At 39.7% G+C, this 21046-nt stretch carries 23 protein-coding genes; 4 read left to right on the forward strand and 19 right to left on the reverse strand.

Annotated features, from left to right (window positions below):
* Window positions 1-119 precede the first annotated feature (119 nt).
* The 3 genes from AC1TPB_RS09395 to AC1TPB_RS09405 are packed head-to-tail and all read left to right on the forward strand — an operon-like array spanning window position 120 to window position 1950.
* Window positions 120-1427, forward strand: a complete 1308-nt coding sequence (locus AC1TPB_RS09395; protein WP_482076234.1) for an aminotransferase class I/II-fold pyridoxal phosphate-dependent enzyme — start codon at window positions 120-122, stop codon at window positions 1425-1427.
* 36 nt (window positions 1428-1463) lie between these two features.
* On the forward strand, window positions 1464-1721 hold the full coding sequence (locus AC1TPB_RS09400; RefSeq protein ID WP_482076235.1) for a hypothetical protein: 258 nt from the start codon (window positions 1464-1466) through the stop codon (window positions 1719-1721).
* Window positions 1690-1950, forward strand: coding sequence for a type II toxin-antitoxin system RelE family toxin (locus AC1TPB_RS09405; protein WP_482076236.1), 261 nt, complete (start codon window positions 1690-1692; stop codon window positions 1948-1950). The genes AC1TPB_RS09400 and AC1TPB_RS09405 overlap by 32 nt, the downstream gene beginning before the upstream one ends.
* A gap of 102 nt (window positions 1951-2052) precedes the next feature.
* On the opposite strand, the gene AC1TPB_RS09410 is transcribed toward AC1TPB_RS09405, so the two are convergent.
* The 14 genes from AC1TPB_RS09410 to AC1TPB_RS09475 form a co-directional block, all read right to left on the reverse strand.
* The gene (locus AC1TPB_RS09410; protein ID WP_482076237.1) at window positions 2053-3288 is read right to left on the reverse strand and encodes an ABC transporter permease; all 1236 of its coding nucleotides are present in this window, start codon (window positions 3286-3288) and stop codon (window positions 2053-2055) included.
* Window positions 3288-4040: an ABC transporter ATP-binding protein gene (locus AC1TPB_RS09415; protein ID WP_482061578.1), complete on the reverse strand. Its 753-nt coding sequence runs from the start codon at window positions 4038-4040 to the stop codon at window positions 3288-3290. The genes AC1TPB_RS09410 and AC1TPB_RS09415 overlap by 1 nt, the downstream gene beginning before the upstream one ends.
* 141 nt (window positions 4041-4181) lie before the next feature.
* Window positions 4182-5696, reverse strand: a complete 1515-nt coding sequence (locus AC1TPB_RS09420; RefSeq protein WP_482076238.1) for a DEAD/DEAH box helicase — start codon at window positions 5694-5696, stop codon at window positions 4182-4184.
* A 100-nt stretch (window positions 5697-5796) separates the two neighbouring features.
* Complete coding sequence (locus AC1TPB_RS09425) at window positions 5797-6570, reverse strand: SDR family NAD(P)-dependent oxidoreductase (RefSeq protein ID WP_482076239.1); 774 nt, start codon at window positions 6568-6570, stop codon at window positions 5797-5799.
* 158 nt (window positions 6571-6728) lie between these two features.
* On the reverse strand, window positions 6729-7187 hold the full coding sequence (locus AC1TPB_RS09430; RefSeq protein ID WP_482076240.1) for a chemotaxis protein CheX: 459 nt from the start codon (window positions 7185-7187) through the stop codon (window positions 6729-6731).
* A 360-nt stretch (window positions 7188-7547) separates the two neighbouring features.
* Window positions 7548-8441 (reverse strand): 5'-3' exonuclease, encoded by an 894-nt coding sequence (locus tag AC1TPB_RS09435; RefSeq protein WP_482061582.1) that lies wholly within the window; start codon window positions 8439-8441, stop codon window positions 7548-7550.
* Window positions 8442-8505: 64 nt separating this feature from the next.
* A complete protein-coding gene (locus AC1TPB_RS09440; protein WP_482076241.1) occupies window positions 8506-9711 on the reverse strand; it encodes an aminotransferase class I/II-fold pyridoxal phosphate-dependent enzyme in 1206 nt (401 codons plus the stop codon).
* Between the two features lie 14 nt (window positions 9712-9725).
* On the reverse strand, window positions 9726-10094 hold the full coding sequence (locus AC1TPB_RS09445; RefSeq protein ID WP_482076242.1) for an arsenate reductase family protein: 369 nt from the start codon (window positions 10092-10094) through the stop codon (window positions 9726-9728).
* Window positions 10087-11241 carry an RluA family pseudouridine synthase gene (locus tag AC1TPB_RS09450; protein ID WP_482076243.1) on the reverse strand — a complete coding sequence of 385 codons (1155 nt, stop codon included), beginning with the start codon at window positions 11239-11241 and terminating at the stop codon, window positions 10087-10089. Before AC1TPB_RS09450 ends, AC1TPB_RS09445 begins: the two co-directional genes overlap by 8 nt.
* Window positions 11241-11813, reverse strand: coding sequence for a cob(I)yrinic acid a,c-diamide adenosyltransferase (locus tag AC1TPB_RS09455; RefSeq protein WP_482076244.1), 573 nt, complete (start codon window positions 11811-11813; stop codon window positions 11241-11243). Before AC1TPB_RS09455 ends, AC1TPB_RS09450 begins: the two co-directional genes overlap by 1 nt.
* Window positions 11814-11957: 144 nt before the next feature.
* Window positions 11958-13118 (reverse strand): aminotransferase class I/II-fold pyridoxal phosphate-dependent enzyme, encoded by a 1161-nt coding sequence (locus tag AC1TPB_RS09460; protein ID WP_482076365.1) that lies wholly within the window; start codon window positions 13116-13118, stop codon window positions 11958-11960.
* 65 nt (window positions 13119-13183) lie between these two features.
* Window positions 13184-13684 (reverse strand): Lrp/AsnC family transcriptional regulator, encoded by a 501-nt coding sequence (locus AC1TPB_RS09465; protein ID WP_482061587.1) that lies wholly within the window; start codon window positions 13682-13684, stop codon window positions 13184-13186.
* Window positions 13685-13833: 149 nt separating this feature from the next.
* Window positions 13834-14193, reverse strand: coding sequence for a spore coat protein (locus AC1TPB_RS09470; RefSeq protein ID WP_482076245.1), 360 nt, complete (start codon window positions 14191-14193; stop codon window positions 13834-13836).
* Window positions 14194-14233: 40 nt separating this feature from the next.
* Window positions 14234-14452 carry a hypothetical protein gene (locus tag AC1TPB_RS09475; RefSeq protein ID WP_482061589.1) on the reverse strand — a complete coding sequence of 73 codons (219 nt, stop codon included), beginning with the start codon at window positions 14450-14452 and terminating at the stop codon, window positions 14234-14236.
* Between the two features lie 197 nt (window positions 14453-14649).
* On the opposite strand from AC1TPB_RS09475, the gene AC1TPB_RS09480 reads away from it, so the two are divergent.
* Window positions 14650-14784 (forward strand): hypothetical protein, encoded by a 135-nt coding sequence (locus AC1TPB_RS09480; protein WP_482076246.1) that lies wholly within the window; start codon window positions 14650-14652, stop codon window positions 14782-14784.
* A gap of 27 nt (window positions 14785-14811) precedes the next feature.
* Here the strand turns inward: AC1TPB_RS09480 and cysK are convergent, their stop codons facing one another.
* From cysK to AC1TPB_RS09505, 5 genes are all read right to left on the reverse strand, one after another.
* On the reverse strand, window positions 14812-15729 hold the full coding sequence (gene cysK, locus AC1TPB_RS09485) for a cysteine synthase A (protein ID WP_482076247.1): 918 nt from the start codon (window positions 15727-15729) through the stop codon (window positions 14812-14814).
* Window positions 15730-15823: 94 nt separating this feature from the next.
* A complete protein-coding gene (locus AC1TPB_RS09490; protein ID WP_482076248.1) occupies window positions 15824-17041 on the reverse strand; it encodes an MFS transporter in 1218 nt (405 codons plus the stop codon).
* Between the two features lie 97 nt (window positions 17042-17138).
* Entirely contained in the window at window positions 17139-17633 is a 495-nt protein-coding gene (locus tag AC1TPB_RS09495) for a hypothetical protein (RefSeq protein WP_482076249.1), read from the reverse strand.
* A 128-nt stretch (window positions 17634-17761) separates the two neighbouring features.
* Entirely contained in the window at window positions 17762-18184 is a 423-nt protein-coding gene (locus tag AC1TPB_RS09500) for a DUF350 domain-containing protein (RefSeq protein WP_482076250.1), read from the reverse strand.
* 395 nt (window positions 18185-18579) lie between these two features.
* Window positions 18580-20940: an endonuclease MutS2 gene (locus AC1TPB_RS09505; RefSeq protein ID WP_482076251.1), complete on the reverse strand. Its 2361-nt coding sequence runs from the start codon at window positions 20938-20940 to the stop codon at window positions 18580-18582.
* Window positions 20941-21046 lie beyond the last annotated feature (106 nt).

The raw sequence follows: 21046 nt of genomic DNA on the forward strand, positions 1-21046 counted from the left end.
ATTGCTTGATTGAAACTTTTTTCAGTTGTTCATGGTCTAGTTGCAGTAATAATGTTATAATATGTGCGACTGCACTAACCTATAAATATGATTGATTTCGGAAGGATGGAATGAAGTCCATGAACCCATTAGCTCAGCAACTTAATGAGACGCTGCAACAAGAAAGTCCCGCTGTCTATGACATGTTATCTAATCTAGGGAAAGCAATTTACTTCCCGAAAGAAGGTATTCTTAGCCAATCTGCAGAAGCAAAGGCTAAAGCAAAAAAGTATAATGCTACAATTGGTATTGCAACTGAAGGTGGCAAGCCAATGCACCTTAAAGTTATCCAAGATACTTTAAGCGCTTATGATCCTAAAGATATTTACGAATATGCTCCTCCTGCAGGTAAGCCGGAACTTCGTACTGCTTGGCGTGAAAAAATGGTAAAAGATAATCCTTCATTAGCTGCTGTACAAGCTGAGATTAGCAATCCAATCGTAACGAATGCATTAACGCATGGTCTAAGTATTGTTGCTGATCTATTTGCCGATACAGGGGACGCTGTTATTATCCCGAATAAAAACTGGGAAAACTATGAATTAACTTTCGGTGTTCGTCGTAATGCTGAAATCGTGGAGTATCCACTATATAATGAAGATCAACGATTCAATAGTGATGGTTTACGCGAAGCATTGCTTGCTCAGAAGGGCAAAGGTAAAGCTATCGTTATCTTAAACTTCCCTAATAATCCAACTGGTTATACGCCAGATGATCGAGACGGCGCTGCTATTGTTGCTGCAATTCAAGCGGCAGCTGAAGAAGGTATTAAAGTTGTTGCAGTAACTGATGATGCTTACTTCGGATTGTTCTTCGAGGATACAATGAAAGAATCTTTATTCAGCAAATTAGCTGATCTTCATCCTAATGTACTGGCTGTTAAAATTGATGGTGCTACAAAAGAAGAATATGTATGGGGCTTCCGTGTAGGCTTTATTACTTATGCTTCATCTTCCAAAGCAACACTTGCAGCACTTGAACAAAAAACGATGGGCATTATTCGCTCTACAATTTCAAGTGGTCCTCATCCATCTCAAACTTTTGTCTTGCATGCACTTAAATCTCCTGAATTCGAAGCTCAAAAAGCCGAAAAATTCGAGATTATGAAAAATCGTGCGAACATTGTAAAAGGCTTGCTAGATAGCGGTCGCTATGGCGATGCATTGCAATACTATCCGTTTAACTCTGGATACTTTATGTGCTTGAAGCTTTCCAATGTAACTGCTGACGCTGTTCGTCTATTACTTCTAGACAAATACGGAATCGGAACAATTGCGCTTGGAGATACCGATCTTCGTGTTGCCTTCTCTTGCATCGAAGGCGAGCAGCTAGAAGACTTATTTGATTGCATCTATAAAGCAGTTGTTGAACTGACAGAAGAAGCTTAAGATTCAATAACAGTAAGAATTAAGGGAGGTTCTAATATGGCCATAAATAATGAAGTTATCGTCGATTTATTTGAACAGTTGCCTGAAAAAGACAAGCAATCTGCATTGGATTACTTGCAGTACCTTTCCATCAAATCAATCAAAGATCGTCCTGATTGGAACGAAATTTCCCTGTTAGATCCTGATGATATCCCTTTGAGTGATGAAGAATCACTGCAGATTAACTCAAACGAAGGATTTGTCTCGGGGAAGGAAGCTTATCGTGAATTCAACCTTAAAGTTGATTTACCATAAACGAGCTTTAAAATTTTTAGAAAAACAAGAAGCTCTAGTTCAAGATCGCATTGTAAAAGGATTAAAAAAGCTTACTGTGCGACCGCCGATCGGTGATATAAAACCCCTCAAGGGTGAAGAAAAACTTATGCGCCTACGAGTGGGTACATATCGTATCATATTCGAAGTGCATATTAGCGAAGGAACCATTTATATTTTAACAATCGACAACCGCGGTGATGTGTATTGATTCTGTGTTTATTACGTGAAAATTTTATAAAATTCCAATAAACTCTATCTAAAAACAAAGAAACCATTCCCTTTGAATTATTGGGAATGGTTTCTTTGTTTCTTAATCCAAATCATCGACTTCTTTTTCTAGCTTCCGCTTCATATTGAAAGCACGAATGACAGGATATAGTAATGCGAACATAATCATAACGATAACCTGTGAACCATGTCCACTCCACATCGGAGTCGTCGTCATTAGTAGAACAAAAAGCAACATATAGCTTAATATTCGATCGATCATAATGATCTGTTGTTGCTGAAGCTTTAACTGCATCGGGAATATATCTTTCCAAATCGCGTAGCGATGTACTTTGCGTAATGAGCCTATTTGCAATGTTATAATTATACCAAACAGTATATAACTAATAACTGTTCCCCATCCATCGATGCCATTACCTGTAGCCGCTAAGTAGTTAACAAGTCCACCGAGAATAAGTAATCTTATACAAATACCACCGATTTCAGTACGTACGAACGTTATCAAATGTAAATATACGAATGTATATTGCTTCCGATATGGTACGAATGGAATAATCCAGCTCAAATATTTTCTTTGCTTCACAATAGGTGGACCAACACGTACATCAATGAACCAACTAAAAAATGAATAGAGGCGTCGCATCGTGATTCGTTCTTCTGTAATTAAGCGATCCCATGGAAATTGTTGCTTACTCGTCACTCTATAGAGAGTAGCTAGCATAGCTATTACAATAACCGTAAGACATAACATACCCCAGTGACTTGAAAGTAGCCAACCCAGCAATAACATAAACATTAACAGCCAACGGAATAATCGCATAATGTTCCGATTCATTGACCAGACCAACTGGCGTTCCTGCCAAGCCAGTACATGATTCACAGCTTTCAACAATACGAGTACCGTTATAAATATTATCGGTTGATAAGCATCGGTTTGACGATATAACGGCCAATATATCAATGTAACAATTAACAGATAAATGAAGCCATTTCGCAATGAGCGAATATGAGACTTTTTCATATACGAATGCAAGCGATGCTCCATCGGCATAAGAAATATCGTATCTGCTTCTTTCAACCACGTACGCAGAGGACTATAGCTTATTAATGGTGTGAGCACGAGCGCACCAATGAGTTCCAACGGGAAATTTTCCGGTACATTATTGATTAAATTAACATATTGAATAATGCTCACAATACCAATGAGCGAAAGAAAAGCCGGAAATCCACTCCGCATCATATAATTAATATATGGCAAAACTTCTTTCATGAAAGCATGCTTTCGTTTCTGCCATAAATGTACCACATCAGATGACATCAGACTTCCCCTCCATTTAACAATTCATAGAAGGCTTCCTCTAGGTTTCTCGCTTGACCTCCCCCTTGATTAGCTTGATCAAGCATTTGCTGTAATGTTCCTTGTGCCACCACTTGACCACCATCTAGCATGAGAAATCTATCACAATAGTGTTCAATTGTTGCAAGAATATGTGAGCTCATTAAAATCGATGAACCATTTTTCTTCACTTCCTCAAGCTCCTGAAGCAAGGAACGAATCCCTAGTGGGTCAAGACCGAGAAAAGGCTCGTCAATGATGAATAAAGACGGTTTTGCTAATAAAGCACTCATAATCATTACCTTTTGTTTCATCCCTTTGGATAGATGGGCTGTAACTGCTTTACGCTTTTTCTCCATATGGTAACGTTGAAGTAATTGTTCAACCTGTTGTTCATATTGTTTCTGCGGGACACTATATGCCATCGCTGTTAAGCGCAAATGTTCCTCTACCGTTAACTCTTCGAAAAGAACAGGTGTTTCTGGTACATAGGTGTAACCACTTCTATACTTTTCAACATCATCCTGCAAGGTCGTCCCATTAATCATAATGGTTCCTTTATGAGGAGTCATTAATCCAAGAATATGTTTAATTGTGGTGCTTTTTCCAGCCCCATTAACTCCGATAAGACCAATCATCTCACCTGACTCAATATGTAAATTAATATTTTGAATGATCGCTTTACGTGGACTGTATCCTCCACTTAATTGTTCAACACTTAATACTGTACTCATTCGTTCACCTCATTCTTTTCTTCATATAAGCATACCTAATTTCTACATGAATATCAAAAAAAGAGTAGAAGCAAATTGCTTTTACTCTTTAACCTTACATGTCTTAGGTAGTTTAATAGCAGAGTAAATCCACCGTATTACTTAGTTATCAGTAGATTGTCGCTTTTCTTTCAACCACTTAGGAGCACCTTTATTTTTACCGCTATTTGCTTTTTTCTTTGATTTAGCTTTTGCAATTGGACCAGTTTTTTTGTCTTTTTTCAGACTACCATTATTGCTAATATCAGAATTGCTCGAAGTGGAAATTTGACGTTCTTCACTTGATTGGTTTGTTTCTTGAGCTTTGATAACTCCACTGTTATCGTTCGCAGTCGAACTTCCTTTTAATGGAGTAGACTTGATCGTATCCGTTTGTTTCCCCTTGCTAACACTCGCTTGTGGTCGATCCGAAGCTGCTGCCTGCTTAAGAGGAATCGACTTCTCCGCTGGCTTGTATTTCGTTGCTTCAGCTACTTGAGCTTCATTCAACAATTTACCACGGAACAATATTCTTTCTTCAATCTTAATATTCAATTGCTTCATGAATTTGTCCATAATGAACTTTTCATGTGGCGTAATAATAGATATAACTAGACCTGATTTCCCCATACGACCTGTTCTACCTGCTCGGTGAACATAATGATCAGCATCGACAGCTGGCTCAATCTGAATAACTAAAGGTAGATCAACAATATCGATACCACGAGCAGCAACATCAGTAGATAATATCGCATCAAGCTTGCCTTCGCGGAACGCTGTTAATGTCGCTGATCTACGTTGTTTATCAGCTTCACCAAATAACGATTCGATCTTGAATCCTTCATATTTCATCTTCGTTTCCCAATTGGAAATTTGATTCGTATCATTGACGAATAACAGTGCGGAAGAAGCATTCACGGTGCGAAGCAATCGTCTTGCTGTATCTAGCTTAGAACGTTGATCACATACTACATAGAAATGTTCGATGGTGCTTGCTACTTTTTCTGCTGGTGTAATCATAATATGATGAGGTTGTTTCATCCAACGACCTTCATATCTGGACATTGTTGTTTCTGGATACGTAGCAGAGAAAAATGCAGTTTGACGAAACTTATTAACACTGAATAGTAAATTCTCAGTATCTGTAGGTGTGCCTAGCTCAAATGTTTGGTCTGCTTCATCGATAACTAGATACTTAACTTGATGAAGCTTCAGACGTTTACTCTTAACTAATTCATTCATACGACCAGGTGTACCAATAACGATATGCGGATTAAGCTTCAATTTTTCAATTTGACGCTTTGTAGCAGCGCCACCAATTAATTGTTGAGCCTTAACACCTAGCAGCTCTCCATAACTCTCAGCCACACGGAAAATTTGCATCGCCAGCTCTTGAGTAGGTGCAAGTACTACTGCTTGAATCGCTTTTGAGTCAACATTAATAGTTTGCAAAATAGGTAGCAAAAATGCCAATGTCTTACCACTACCCGTTTGCGATTTGACTGAAATATCTTTGCCTTCTAACAATAATTGAATCGCTTGTTGTTGCACCTCGGTCGGGTCAACAATACCTTGCTTTATTAACTCTGAACTTAGTACTTCATTAATTCCAAGTTCTGTCCACTTCGTACTAGACATATTAAAATCCTCTCTTTGCCCATTAGGGCCTCGTTGATGTATTTGTGCTGTTTGAATTAACTTTAAATGAAGGTTCAAAAAGTTCTCTTTTTGAACTACCTTACTTCTTATTGAGCCACTTGCCTGCTACTCTGTCAATCCATCTAGGACAAAGCTGATACATCTTTAATCCAAAGGCTGGAATACGTGGTAGACTCAGCTCTGCACGCTGCGAATAGAGAAGTTTAATGATTTGCTTAACTACATATTCAGGCTGCATAATAAGCCATGAAATATTTTTAACGTAATTGCCATCAGGATCAGCAATATGGAAAAACTCGGTGTTTATCGGACCAGGATTAACTGCAGAAACTTTGATTGGTTTGCCCCTTAGTTCCATTCGTAATGAATTAGTGAACCCTAGTACCGCATGTTTTGTTGCAGCATAGGAGGTTGATTTGGCATTCCCGATCATTCCTGCTAATGATGCTATATTAACAATATGCCCGCTACCAGCACGTTCCATAATCGGAAGTACAGCTTTTGTGCATCGTACAATTCCCATATAGTTTGTGTCCATCATTTGTTCATATTCTGCAACTGATAAATCTTCAATACTATCAAATTTTCCATAACCTGCATTGTTAATCAATATATCAATTTTTCCATAAGTAGCAACAATATGATCTACTGTCGATTCAATATTAGCTAGATTCTGCACATCCATGACGTAGATCGCAGCTCGCCCTGATATTTTTTCTAACGCGAGAGTTAGACGTTGTTCATTTCTTCCTGTCAGTATCGTTATTGCACCTAAAGCAGATACTTGCTCGGCAAGAAGTGAACCAATGCCGCTTGAGGCACCAGTAATGAGTATTACTTTATCATTAAGCATCTATATCACCCACCAACAGTGTACTTCATAATAATTGAGAAAGCAAAATTGAAAACTGCTAGATTGCAATTTTCATATATACAATATGCTGCAGATGATATCGTCTATCTAACGACATCGTAAGCATGAAAAAAGCTCCCTCTCAGGGAGCTAGTATATTATTGAACTACAACTTGAATATCCAATTCTCCAATGCCTTCAATGATTAATGGTACCGTTAAAGCTTTAGTACCATCGAATCCAGCTGCTTGTGCCATTTCCATAATTTTGGGAGGTGTAATATCTACTGACATTCCCTGATTGGATAAAATAGTACTTGCATTTCCACTAATCATATTACTTAGTTCCGAAATTGCACTTCTTCCCATTTCATCAAGTTCCGATATAACGTAACCGCCCATCATTGCCGAAATTATCTTCAAAGCAACACATTCTTTTAAGCCAAATATGATATTGCCATTCATTTGACCATTTAGTCCGATATGAATCCAAATGTACTCTTCTACAAACTTAATATCCTTGACAGATACTTGACCAGTAGAAGGGCGTACTTGTATCACTTGTTCAATAACCATTTTGGCTGAATCCAAAAACGGGTTAATAAATTCCACTTTCACTATTCAGTCGCTCCCCTCTGTATAAAATATCTCAAGTGGTTAACTAATGCCTATTATACAAGATCATCTAGGTCAAGTACACTAAAACTTCGCAACTTTACTACTAGTATCAACCTTCCACCTACAACTACCAGCATCTTACTTCCTAATTATGAGATATTTGTTACGAGGGTTGGTCTGGGTAATCTACAATTTTCTACTATTTTCTACCTCTTCCAGTGAGTTGAATATACCTTTATACCTAGTGGAACAGTAAAAGGGCGCTCCGAGAACTAGTCATAGTGCGAAGGCGATTCGATGCCGAGTACACTACTGTGCATTACCGCGTTATTACAGTTGGCGATTTTGAACTTCCGCTAGCTAAACTTCAGCTAGTGTTACTCCGTCTACTAACTTAGCTAGACTCCCAAACTCTAACTCTTCGAACTTGTCGTAAACATTCTGCTTATCAAAGCACCACACACATTGCTCTTCAACTAATGGTTCAAGCGGTGTTTCACAGTGAATCGTTGCTAATTGGCGAGACAAATGAAGCATATCAAGATCCGCTTCTATTTTACGACTAATCGTTGCCGATACTTTATCTAATGATTCTAGTAATTGATCAATAGACCCAAACTCCTGTATTAGCTTATGAGCTGTCTTTTCTCCAATACCTTTAACGCCAGGATAATTATCGGCTGTATCGCCCATTAATCCTTTAACATCAATAATTTGCGCCGGAGTCAATTGCTTCTCCTCTAGCAAACTAGCAATTGTATATAGCTGATAGTTTCCGATACCTTTTTTCATAATTGCAACATAAACAGACTCATCGATCAATTGCAGCATATCGTGATCTCCCGTTACAATAATAACTTCATGATCTTGTCCAAGCGTTTTCGCTAATGTGCCGATACAATCATCAGCCTCATAGCCTACAATACCGATATTAGGTACATCAAAACTACTCACAACTTCCTTCACAAGATCAAATTGCGGAATAAGATCTTCTGGAGCTGGTGGACGATTTCCTTTATATTCCGTGTACTGCTCACTACGGAACGTTTTTGATCCCATATCCCAACAGCAAATCACATGGGTAGGCTTGTACGTTTGAATGGCATCTAGAAAATATCGAACAAATCCGTGAACGGCGTTCACTGGTACACCTTGACTTGTTCTTCTTATTTTCCCGGTAAATGATGTTGCAAAATAAGCACGAAATAATATTGCCATTCCGTCAACGAGTAAATATTTTTGCTTCTGTGACATAGTACAACCTCTTTCTATCATTCATTTCAAATAAAGTTTAATTACACTTCCAATAAAGGCTCTACTACCTCTTCTGTTGTATAAATGAGCCCAGTCTTATTGCAGCTTCCACCAAGCGCTGTTCATTCTCTACTAACGCTATTCTAACATAGCCTTCACCTTGAGTACCAAAGGCATCTCCTGGAATAACGACGACACCAGTCTCTGCTAGCAGTTGCTTGGCAAAGCGACGTGAGCTCCAGCTCGTATTCGTCATATCGCCATTAGCTAGTTCTGGTAGTTTTGCCCATACAAACATCGTCGCCTGCGGTGAGGTCACTTGCCAACCAGCTTCATGTAAACTTCTTATAAACTGATCTCTTCTGCGCTGATATACATCACCCGAACGAACAAAATCAGTACTATACATCGCTTCATCAAGTGCGACAATTCCAGCTTCCTGCACAGGGTCGAAAACACCGTAGTCAATATTTGCTTTCAATTCAGTGAGCGCACCAACTACATCTGCATTTCCAACCATAAAGCCAATACGACAGCCTGCCATATTGAAGCTTTTCGATAAAGAGTGGAATTCCACAGCAATATCTTTAGCACCATCTATTTGCAAAATACTAGGAGCCATAAATCCATCGTATCCCATTTCTGAGTAAGCAAGATCATGAACAATAAGTACATTATGTTGCTTAGCAAACGTAATTAATGATTCGTAAAATGCTAGATTTGCAACAGCTGTAATCGGATTGTTCGGATAATTTAATAGAATGAACGCCGCGCGCTCCCATACTTCTCGCGGAATAGTTTCAAGCTGTGGTAAATATTGATGTTCTTCTACTAAAGGTATGAAATAGGGTTCTACCCCTGCAAGTGCAAGTGATGCTGTATAGATTGGATATCCTGGATCTGGCACGATAGCAATGGAGCCTCGCGGGGCAATTGCCATCGCTAAATGTGCTAGACCATCTTGTGAACCTGCAATCGTACAAACTTCTGTTGCGGCGTCTAATGCTACGCCAAAACGGTGCTTCATCCATTCTGCTGCTTTCTCGCGAAACGGTAAGCCCGACTTCAATGCAGGGTAGGCGTACATATCTTCTTGTAGCGCAAATTGTGATAATACTTGGCGAACCTTCAATGAAGGAGCTCGATCTGGACTGCCGATTCCAAGATCGATAACGTCGATACCTTGAGCTACTGCTTCACGTTTCCACGCGGAAACTTCTGAGAATATAGAAGATCCCAGTTCTGATAATAACTGTGTTTTTCTACTCATAATGTTGTCACCCATTACTTCAAGCCCCAAACCTTTTCATAGTTCTCTTGCTTATAGCCAATCGTTACTGTTTCACCATCTGTTACAATTGGTCGTTTAATGAGCATGCCGTTCGAAGCTAGTAATGCTAGCTTTTCATCCTCGCTAAGCAATGGGAGCTTGTCCTTCAATCCTTGCTCACGATATACATCCCCTGAAGTATTGAAAAACTTCTTCAAGTCTACACCACTAATCTCAAGTAATTGCTTGAGCTCATCTACGGTAGGTGTCGCTTCTACAATATGACGTTGTTCTAGTTCTCTACCTAATGCTTTCAAAGACTTCACTGCACTGCGGCAAGTTCCACATTTCGGATATTCATAAATCGTTAATCGCTTAGTCATAGTTATTCCCTTTCTTCATCATAATCTGTAGCTGTTCAAAGTCTGCCGGCATAGCTGCCGTCCATTCCATGTACTGCTTCGTTATCGGATGAGTAAACGCTAATTTTTCTGCATGCAATGCATGTCTTGTAATAAGTTGTTCGATCTGCTCTATTTGCACGGTCGGATCACAATAAAATTTATCACCAACTAGTGGGTGGCCAATGCTACTCATATGAACACGAATTTGATGAGTTCTACCTGTATATAGCTTCATACGAACAAGCGAAAGCGCATCATTCTGATGATCAGTTCGCTGTTCGATAGACAGCAACTCTGACTCTCCGAACTTCACAAAAGATGATTCAGACTTCAAAGATGACAATTTAGATGTTACCCGAGACAATTCTACGCTTTCTAAGACAGTATATTCGGTCTGCGATGGATATCCGTCCCCATCCTTACAAACAACTCTCAGATGAGGCTGAGCCTTATCACGATCAATCGGCGCATCAATCAAGGCTGTTGCTGGCGAAGGAACCCCATATACAAATGCTATATATTGCTTATCGAAGTCATCCTGCTGCATTTGCTCCGAAAGCTGCTGATGGATAAAACCGTTTTTCGCTATCGCAACAATGCCCGATGTTTCTTCATCTAATCGATGAATAGGTCTAAACCGAAAGCGCTCACCTTTACTTTTCCAATAATGAACGACACCGTTAGCTAACGTATTCGTATAGTGTCCATGAGTGGGGTGAACAACGATTCCAGCAGGTTTGTTGACAATAAGCAAGTAGTCATCTTCATAAATGATCTCGAGCGGCATCTCCTGCGGTAAAATATCCGTCGATTCCTCACGCTGCATTCTTAGCCTCACGACCTCCCCTGCTTGAACAGGTGCTGAAGTATAAACTCTTTCTTCATTGATCGTTAAGCCATATTCCGTTAGCCGAACTTGTGCAAGTAATTTTCCAGATACTTTATAATATTTCTCAAGTACTTCTCGGATCTTTTTCCCTTCATCCTCTTGACGTACAACGACAGATAAAGGAGCATAATATTGCTCTAGTAATTCTAAATTTTCAGTTGTTCCATATATAACAGAGGTCGCAGTAGCATCAGCAAGATGTTTCACAACTCGACCTGTCCATCTTGGTGTTGTCATTATTTTTTCTTCCCTTGAAATACGTTTGCGCTACGTACATATTCCGTATCTTTAGTTCCACATTGCATATTAGCAATTCTTGCTGCCGCAAAGAAATAATCAGACAAACGATTTAAGTAAGCAAGAGCTTGCTCATTAATTTCACTCTGCTCTGCTAGCGCGACAACACGCCGTTCTGCACGTCTACATACCGTTCTGCATATATGTAACGTTGCTGCAAGCTGAGAGCCACCAGGCAGGATGAACTTCGTTAATGCCGGTGCTGCTTCACTATGTGCATCAATCCATTGCTCTAACCGTTCAATTGGTTCTACTGTCATCTTATATGTTTGACCTTCTACAGCATAAGCAAGATCAGAACCAGTATCAAATAGCTCTTGCATAATCTCATACAGCTCTATGCCCAAAGCTTGTGTAGGCTCAAAGATTTCAGCCTGAGCCGCTGCAAGACCTACAAAACTATTCAACTCATCAATCGTACCATACGCTTCAACTTTAGCATCAGTTTTCGACACGCGACCACCGATTAAACTTGTCATACCTTTGTCTCCGCCTCTAGTGTACAGCTTCATATTGAATCCTCCTACAACTTTTCATGATACTTCTTGATTTACATCTTGCGAATGAAAAGTCGCTTCGTAAGCTCCAGCTCAACTTTTCATTTACGTAAATAATAGGCTCGACATATATGTCGAGCCTACTTATACATTTAGCTATTACTTCAGTTTGTGTACAAAATTACCGATACGTTCAATCGCTTCCGTTAATGAAGCAACGGATGTTGCATAAGAGCAACGAAGATGGCCTTCACCACCAAGGCCGAATACCTCACCAGGAACAGCAGCAACATTCGCTTCTTCAAGCAAACGCTGAGCAAATTGTTCACTCGTTAATCCTGTAGAAGCAATCGATGGGAATGCATAGAATGCACCTTGAGGCTCGTGACATTGAAGTCCAATTTCACGGAACCCTTGCACAACAAGACGACGACGCTGATTGTATGACTCAATCATCTTATCTTTTTCCTCAAGCCCATTTGTTAACGCCTCTAATGCAGCATATTGTGACATGACCGGCGCACACATTACAGTGTATTGATGAATTTTCAGCATCGCTGAAATAATTTCTGTATGACCACAAGCATAACCAATACGCCAGCCTGTCATCGCAAATGCTTTCGCAAATCCACTAACTAGAATAGTACGATCCTTCATACCAGGTATCGCTGCAAAACTAACATGTTTTGAACCATATGTTAATTCTGCATAAATTTCATCGCTAATGACAATAAGATCATTCTCTTCCACTACCTTCGCAATCGGCAACCAATCTTCATAAGTCATAATACCACCGGTTGGATTGCTTGGATAACAAAGAATAAGAACTTTAGATTTTGGAGTAATTGACTTTTCCAACGATTCTGCCGTCAATTTGAATTGATCCTTCGCAAAAGTTTCAATCCCTACAGAAACTCCTCCGCTAAGAACCGTTATTGGCGAATACGAAATATAACAAGGTTCAGGAATTAAAATTTCATCTCCTGGAGATATTAACGCACGCAAGGCAAGATCAATTGCCTCACTACCACCCACCGTAACTAAAATCTCATCCGCTGGATTGTATTCCACTTGAAAACTATTATCTAAATAAGCGCCGATTGCATCCCTTAATTCTGGCATACCAGCATTTGAAGTATATTGAGTTTTCCCTCGTTCTAGAGACATAACTGCAGCCTCACGAACATGCCAAGGTGTTACAAAATCAGGTTCCCCTACACCAAGTGTAATGACATCCTTACGCGTACTAACCAGATCAAAAAAACGACGAATACCTGAAGGTTTAATATCTCTTACGGATGGATTCAAGAAATCTTTCATTGATCTAGCTTGTACTGGCACGGATGATACTTGCGATGCTTCGTTTGTCATCACGTTCACCCTTCTTATGGGGACACCATCATACGATGATCACTTTCATGCTCCTCGAAGATAATGCCGTCCTGTTTATATTTTTTAAGTATAAAGTATGTTTTAGTAGATAAAACTGCTTCAATTGTTGATAATTTATTTGAAACGAAGGAAGCAACTTCCTTCAAACTATTTCCTTCAATCTCAACTTGTAAATCATAAGCCCCTGACATTAGATACAGCGACTTAACTTCTGGATACAAGTATATCGTTTCGGCAATACGATCAAAACCACGTCCGCGCTCTGGTGTAATTTGCACTTCGATTAAAGCCGTAACTTTCTCGTCATTCATCTTACTCCAATTCACAATCGTTGCATATTTCACGATGACATGGTCTTGCTCAAGGGCGGCGATGGCCTCACGAACTTCCTCAACGGCGACGTCAAGCATCGTCGCAATTAATTCCGGCTTGATTCTGGCGTCCTCATGCAAAAGCTCAAGCACCTTTAATTGAAATTCACTAATTCCTAACATGATTTTACTCCTTCCCACTTACCTGTGGTGTATAGCAACAAAGCTATGTACGTTATTTTACACTGAATAGATACGTTCTGCAAAGATAAAAAAGACCCTATTAGGGTCTTTTTCACTGCAAATCGTATTTTACTGCCGTTTTCACACTATTAATGCATTGAAGTGTACAATGGCGCCGTCTGATGTTGATTAGCTAAGCTATTCATCTGTAACCAACTTTGAGTTTGCTGTTGTTGCGCAGAATAGGATTGCAACTGCTTGTCTAACTCCTTTTTCGGAGCAACAGAAGGTGCTTGATACATATTTACTTGAGACATTACGGTATAAAGTTGACCTTGCATCGTTAATGTTTTATTCAAAAGCTCAGTAAACATTTGTCGAATCATCGGGCAATTTGATTCCGTTGCCGCAGTTGCATATTCACGAACGACTCGTTTTAAATCCGCTAGTACTGTACCCGCAAGATCTTCCTCAGTTAGTATAGACTTTTGATTGGTATTTGTAGTCATTGATTTCCCTCCGTTACATCATGAATGATCGTAATGAAAATTAATTCATGCCGATAGGTGCTACTGCCTGATGCTGCTCAATCGATTTCATCAACGTATTATAATGATCTTGATGAGTTTGCACCATCGCTTCACAACAACTTTTCAACGCTGGGTGAGTTGATGCTGCAACAACTGCAGCAGTTTGACGTAACAACAAATCCTCATTCGATATGGAATCAATCACATACTCAAGTTCTTTGCTCGACATCGGTTGCATTCACTTCATCCTCCTAACATATTCGCAAATAACTGCAAACTTAGCATGAGCCATTATGCCGCCTGCTATACGAACTAATAGTTAGAAAAAAAGGGAAATACATTTATGTAGGTTCAAAAATCGGGCTTTCGATGGGGACGAGCTTCTCCGTCGACTACGCTACGCGGGCTTTCAGAACCAAGAAGATGGAACGCTACTTGAGAAAGGCGGAAGCGCAAGTGTACGTTATTGGTACACGCGGACCTACAATGTTTCTGAAAGAAACATACATCGGAAGTTTATGCTATACTTTCCAAGTTCGTTTCATATTCGACGCGAATAAGCTACGTTAGCATAATCATCGTTATCAAAGTCCACTTTTAAAACAACCCCATGCTTAGGTAGCGTTCCCCGGTGTCCGGCGCAACACACAGCACCCGTTTCCCTGGTCCCAACTTGCGCGCAATTTGCATAGCCGCCCACACAGTAGCTCCTGATGATGGTCCGACAAGAATCCCTTCTTGTCTAGCAAGCAGTTTCATTGTCGCAATCGCATCCTCATCAGCAACTTGAATAATTTCATCATAAATCGATGTATTCAAAATAGCAGGAATAAAGCCAGGACTTGTACCTACCAGCTTATGAGTGCCCGGCTGACCCCCTGAAAGTACAGGTGAGCCTTTCGGTTCTACAACAGCAATATGAATATGAGGCAATTTTTCTTTGAGTACTTCACTCGTCCCGGTAATCGTCCCTCCTGTCCCAGCAGAAGCTACAAATGCATCTAATCGACCTTCCGTCTGCTCCATAATTTCTAGGGCTGTCGTTATACGGTGAATATCGGGGTTAGCTTCATTTTCAAATTGATTAGGTATAAATGAGTTCGGTATATCGTTTTGAAGCTCTATGGCCTTCTCAATCGCTCCTGACATGCGTTTTTCCGCTGGCGTCAACACAACCTCTGCTCCATAAGCTTTTAACATGGCAATTCTTTCTTTGGACATATTATCAGGCATAACGAGTATAATGTGATATCCTTTTGCAGCTGCATTCATCGCGAGACCAATACCTGTATTTCCACTAGTTGGTTCAATAATCGTCGCACCTGGCTGCAGCGTTCCATTCAACTCCGCCTGGACAATGAGATTGTAAGCAGCACGGTCTTTGACACTGCCACTTGGATTGAAGTATTCCAGCTTCACAATAACTTCTGCGCTCTTGGGTTCTGCTATACGATTCAATACAACAGCTGGAGTATTTCCGATCAAGTCCATCACACTGTTAACCACTTTCGGCATCGTTAATCCCCCTAAAAAATTTCATTACTTCAGAATAGTCATTACAGAGATGAAAAGTAGCTCCAAAAGCATTTTTTCACTTCTCCGTCACAAACTACTTCAAAATTCCAGTTCTGCCATAGTCATCACGAAATAATTTACGCATCCAAAACCATCCTAATATCGGAACTGAACCTACAATTAATAACATCCATACTAAACCTTGCTCCGTATTATTCCACAGCAAATAAGCAAAGAATGGAATCAAACCAATCATTCGTCCCGTCGTTAGACCAAGCTCTCGAAATACGATCAATTCTTCTCGTTTTTCAACCGATTGTTGTGATGCGCCAATCAAGTCAAAAATTCGCGAAGTAATCGGAATGATATACAAAGGGTATAACATCGCTGTTCCTACACCAAACCATATTAATGAATGATAGTGTATCCCCCAGAATAGCGGAATAATTATGATCGCTAATGAAATAACACCAATAAACATCGACCATATTCTCCACTTTGGCTTCATATAACGACCGACAATCCAGTAACTTATTAAAGCAGTAACGGATGCCCATAAACTATACATTCCTACTTTGGCTTCATCGTTTGTCGCAATATAAACAACTAACCCTATTAAAAACATAAATACACCTTCACGAACACCTTGCGCAACGATAACGGCAAATGCCCTACGCCAACTTGTATCTGAGCTCCTTAATTGCTTGAGGGGATGACTCCAATCATATTTACCTTGAACTGGACGTTTCTTAATATAAAAACTTAATATACCGCAACAAGCAAAAATAACTAAAGAACTTGTAAAAATAAGCTGATAACCTCGCAAATCAGCTAGCATACTTATTAACAAGCCAGATGACCACGGTGCGACTATACCAGCAAATGCGATAAGCAATCCTTGCCAACCATTAAAACGATCGCGTGTATTAGGTTCTGTAATTTCAAAATAAACGACGTTATAAGCAATCCAGAAGAGGCCGAGGCCCATTCCACTTATTAAACCAAGCACAATTGGAATGTCACTAGCGCCTTGCTTCACCCATAGCACAATACTATAAAAAACGCCCGAGAGCAGACACCCCGCTCGCAGGCAATTTAATTTATTTCCTTCTTTCACCCATTTACCCGCAATATAGAATGTTATTCCTCCCACACTATATTGGGCTAACGCATACAGCGCAACAGTAAAGTAAGATTGACTCGCTTTCCACAAGTAAACGGGAACAAATGTACCTGACAGTAAATTAGCAAAGCCAAATGAAGTATAAATCGCAAGCAATATCATTGCTTGTTTGTCTAATAATTTCGCCATCTAATCACTTCCCCAAAAAATAGGATTAAGCTATATTAGCTCGATGATAAGATACCCTTAGGCTAAAGACGACATACTAGTACTTTTGTTCCAACTACTATATATCCGGCGTTAATGCGTCAAGTAGCTGCTTACGATCAAGTAAATCTAGATAGCTGTCCGTACGATAACAAGTTGGGCAGACGTACCAGATAACTTTGAATGATTTATTAACTAACGGTAAACCACTAGCCGGTGAAACTTTAGATTCGAATTGTCCATCCTCACCAACAACTTGCAATCCTGCTTCAACCATATATTCACGACAGTTCGTGCATTCAGGCATTTCAAATTGCTCATTAAGAATAGCTTGAAGCGAACTATTCGCTGCTATTTCACGTGTAGTTCGTAAAACCCCACGGTCATCATCATCCCAATCAGAATCATTGGGATCAGCGTGTTCATCTTCCATCTCTTCATCATCTAAATCTATCTCTAACGTTCTATAACCGCTAATTTCATTTTCACAGTGCGGACAATTTTTTTCAGGACCGATCTCCGCATCCCAAATAATATCTGATTCACACCATGGACAAGTTGTTTGTGATTCCATTATTAACTCCCTCTCTAAACACATCTAATTGGATTACAGGTTTGCTACATAAATTATGCCAATAACAAAAAACAAAACTGCAACTACAGCAAGTATTCTTGACAAATTTTTCATACAAAACACCTACCTTAGATAAGAATAGTCGCACCGATTACATAGGATAGCGAAATAGAAATAATCATAGCTATTAATCCTACCGCACGATTATCATTGGCTAGCTCCTCATCTATTTTAAATATCGGTGTCAAAAATTCAAATAAGAAGTATGCAACAAGCAAAATAATAAAGCCATAGGTTCCCCAAAGTAAATTCTCATAAATTGAGCTATTCATTGAAATAGAAAATCGGAAAATATTACAAATCCCAAAAATTTTCCCTCCTGTTGCCATTGCAACAGCCACATTACCACGCTTAATTTCATGCCAGCAATGGTATTTTGTCACTAACTCAAACAATGATAGAAATACGATCAATGAGAATATGGTCACAGAAATATACACAATCGAAGCGAGATATTCATTTTCTAATAACCAATCAATTTTAGGACTCATCCTATACTCCTCACTTTACAACTTTCTAAAAATCTCCTGTAAGCAGGTGGCAAAGCCAACGACCTTATTGTAATCCCCAACAAGCAGCTGGCAGAAGGCCAGCGACCTTGATGCATTTCCCTACCAAGCAGGTGGCAGCGCCAGCGTCGTTGATGAAACCACATTCAAATCTTCAAAGCATAACCATCTAGTCTTTTGAACTAACTTCAAATGAAGGCTCTAAACGTTCAGCTGTCAGCACCAAGAAGATGCACTTCAGCAAAAACGAGTAGCACAGTGTACGTTATTGGTACACGAGCACACACAGGCTTTTGATGGAGGGCATATTCGCCGTCGAATACGCTACGTTAGCATAATCCGCGTGATCACAGTCGGACGTTTAGAGTTACCTCTCTCTATTTGAGTTCGGCTATGGTGACTCCGATGCCACCCTCCCCATAATTCCCATTACGATAAGCTTTCACATGGCTGTGGCGGCGTAAATACTCTTGAATGCCTGAACGAAGAACTCCTGTACCTTTACCATGAATAATATATACTTGTCCCATTCCTGCTAGGAATGATTCATCGAGGAATCTGTCAACTTCAAGGATAGCTTCATCCAGTGACTCACCACGTAAATCAAGTTCCATTCGAACGGAGTCTTCTTTGGTCCGCTTAAGTGTGGCTGCTTGCTTTTGTGGTTGCGCTGGTGCATTAGATTGAGACTGTAACAATTCCAGATCATCTAACTTGACCTTCATTTTCATAATTCCAAGCTGTACCGTCGCTTCTTGACCATGAATATCAACGACATGCCCTTTAGAATTAAGACTATATACTTTAACTTCATCGCCAGCATGTATTTTTTGTTTTTTACCATCACGAGCGGGCTTTGTCTTCACTTTTAATTCTGGCTCTGCATCATCTAAGCGGCGACGAGCTTCTATTAGCTTATGCTCCTTGATCGACGCCCCTTCTTCCATCGCTAATTTACGAAGATCAGAAATGATAAGTTCAGCCTCTTTACGAGCTTTCGCGATAGCAGCAGTCGCTTCATTTTGCGCCTTGGCAAGCAGGTTTTCTTTTTGTTCTTCAAATTTCAATTTATCTTGTTCATGCTTTATACGTAACTGCTCCATCTCAAGTCGCAACTTTTGCGCAATATCACGATCGGATTCTGCTGAAAGACGATTTTGTTCCAATGAAGCAATCATACTTTCAACCTTCATATCCTCATCGCTAACTTCGCCCCTAGCTACATCAATAATATTTGAAGATAAGCCTAATCGTTCCGCTATCGCAAATGCATTACTTCGACCAGGAACCCCTACGAGCAGTCGATAAGTTGGACTTAGCGTAGCAATATCGAACTCCATACTCGCATTGATTACACCTTTTCGGTTAAATGCGTATGCCTTCAATTCAGAGTAATGTGTTGTTGCAATTACTCTACATTCTTTGGCATGAATATGTTCAAGAATTGCAATAGCTAATGCAGATCCTTCAGCCGGATCAGTACCCGCTCCAAGTTCATCCAGTAACACTAAGCTTTTCGACGTCATGTCTTGCAAAATTCGAATAATGTTCGTCATATGACTGGAGAACGTACTCAAATTTTGTTCGATACTTTGCTCGTCACCAATATCAGCGAAAATGGCATCAAATACACAGAGTTGACTTCCGTCCTCTGCAGGTACAAACATGCCAGACATTGCCATTAAACTAAGTAAACCAACCGTTTTTAAGGATACCGTTTTACCGCCCGTATTAGGCCCCGTCACAATAATGGAGTGATACTGATTACCAAGCTCAAGCTCCAACGGTACAACTTGACTTGGATCGATTAATGGATGCCGTCCCTTTTTCAACTTAATATATCCACGATCATTCATACGTGGGCAAATAGCTTTCAATATATGAGCATACCTTGCTTTAGCAAATGTTACATCAAGCTTAGCAATGAGCTCCTGATCATATAAAAAATCTTCTACACAATCGGCGACTTGAGCAGTAAGCTTTTGCAGTATTTTCTCGATTTCTTTAATTTCTTGAACTCGCATCTCTCGAAGTTTATTATTCAACGTCACAATAACTTCTGGTTCAATAAATAATGTCGCACCAGATCCTGATTGATCATGAACGATACCGCCAAAGCTAGAACGATACTCAGATTTTACAGGAATAACAAAGCGATCATTACGCAATGTAATAATCGCTTCCTGCAGCATTTTCTGCACAGAAGATGATCGAATCATATTTTCAAGTTTTTCCCTTACTCTACTTTCACCTAATCTAATTTCCCGGCGAGCCGTTGCTAGCTCTGAGCTAGCTTGATCGAGTACTTCACCCTGTTCATTGATACATGTCCAAATTGCTTCTTCAAGCTCACGATGCTCACTTATTAGCTCAGTGATGTTCAGTAACGAAGGAACTGGATATTCTTCATTAACTGTTGAAATATGTCTCTTCACACGACGACTTCCTCGCGATGTAGATGCAATCTCAATCAGTTCCGAAGCATTCAAAGTACCACTAATTCTTGCTCGATGTAATGAAGCACCAATATTAAAAATACCGCCAAATGGAGCAGATCCCTTCAATCGATCTGCAGCAAAGGCTTCATCTGTTAATTGCAATAAATCTTTAACAATTTCTATATTAGTAGATGGTTCTATTTGTTCAACCATTTCTTTACCAATTGAAGTCGCTGCATGCTCCTTCAATTTCACAATTATTTTTGAATACTCCAATGTTTTCAATATTTTGGCGTTCAATAATAACACCCCTTAAACTTTTCATATACCTTCGATATTATTTCACCAAAATGAAAAATATATCGCAAGCATTGTCTTGCATTACTTATTATAGCGTGAAAGTTGT

The sequence above is a fragment of the Paenibacillus sp. Y951 genome (genome assembly GCF_056786395.1).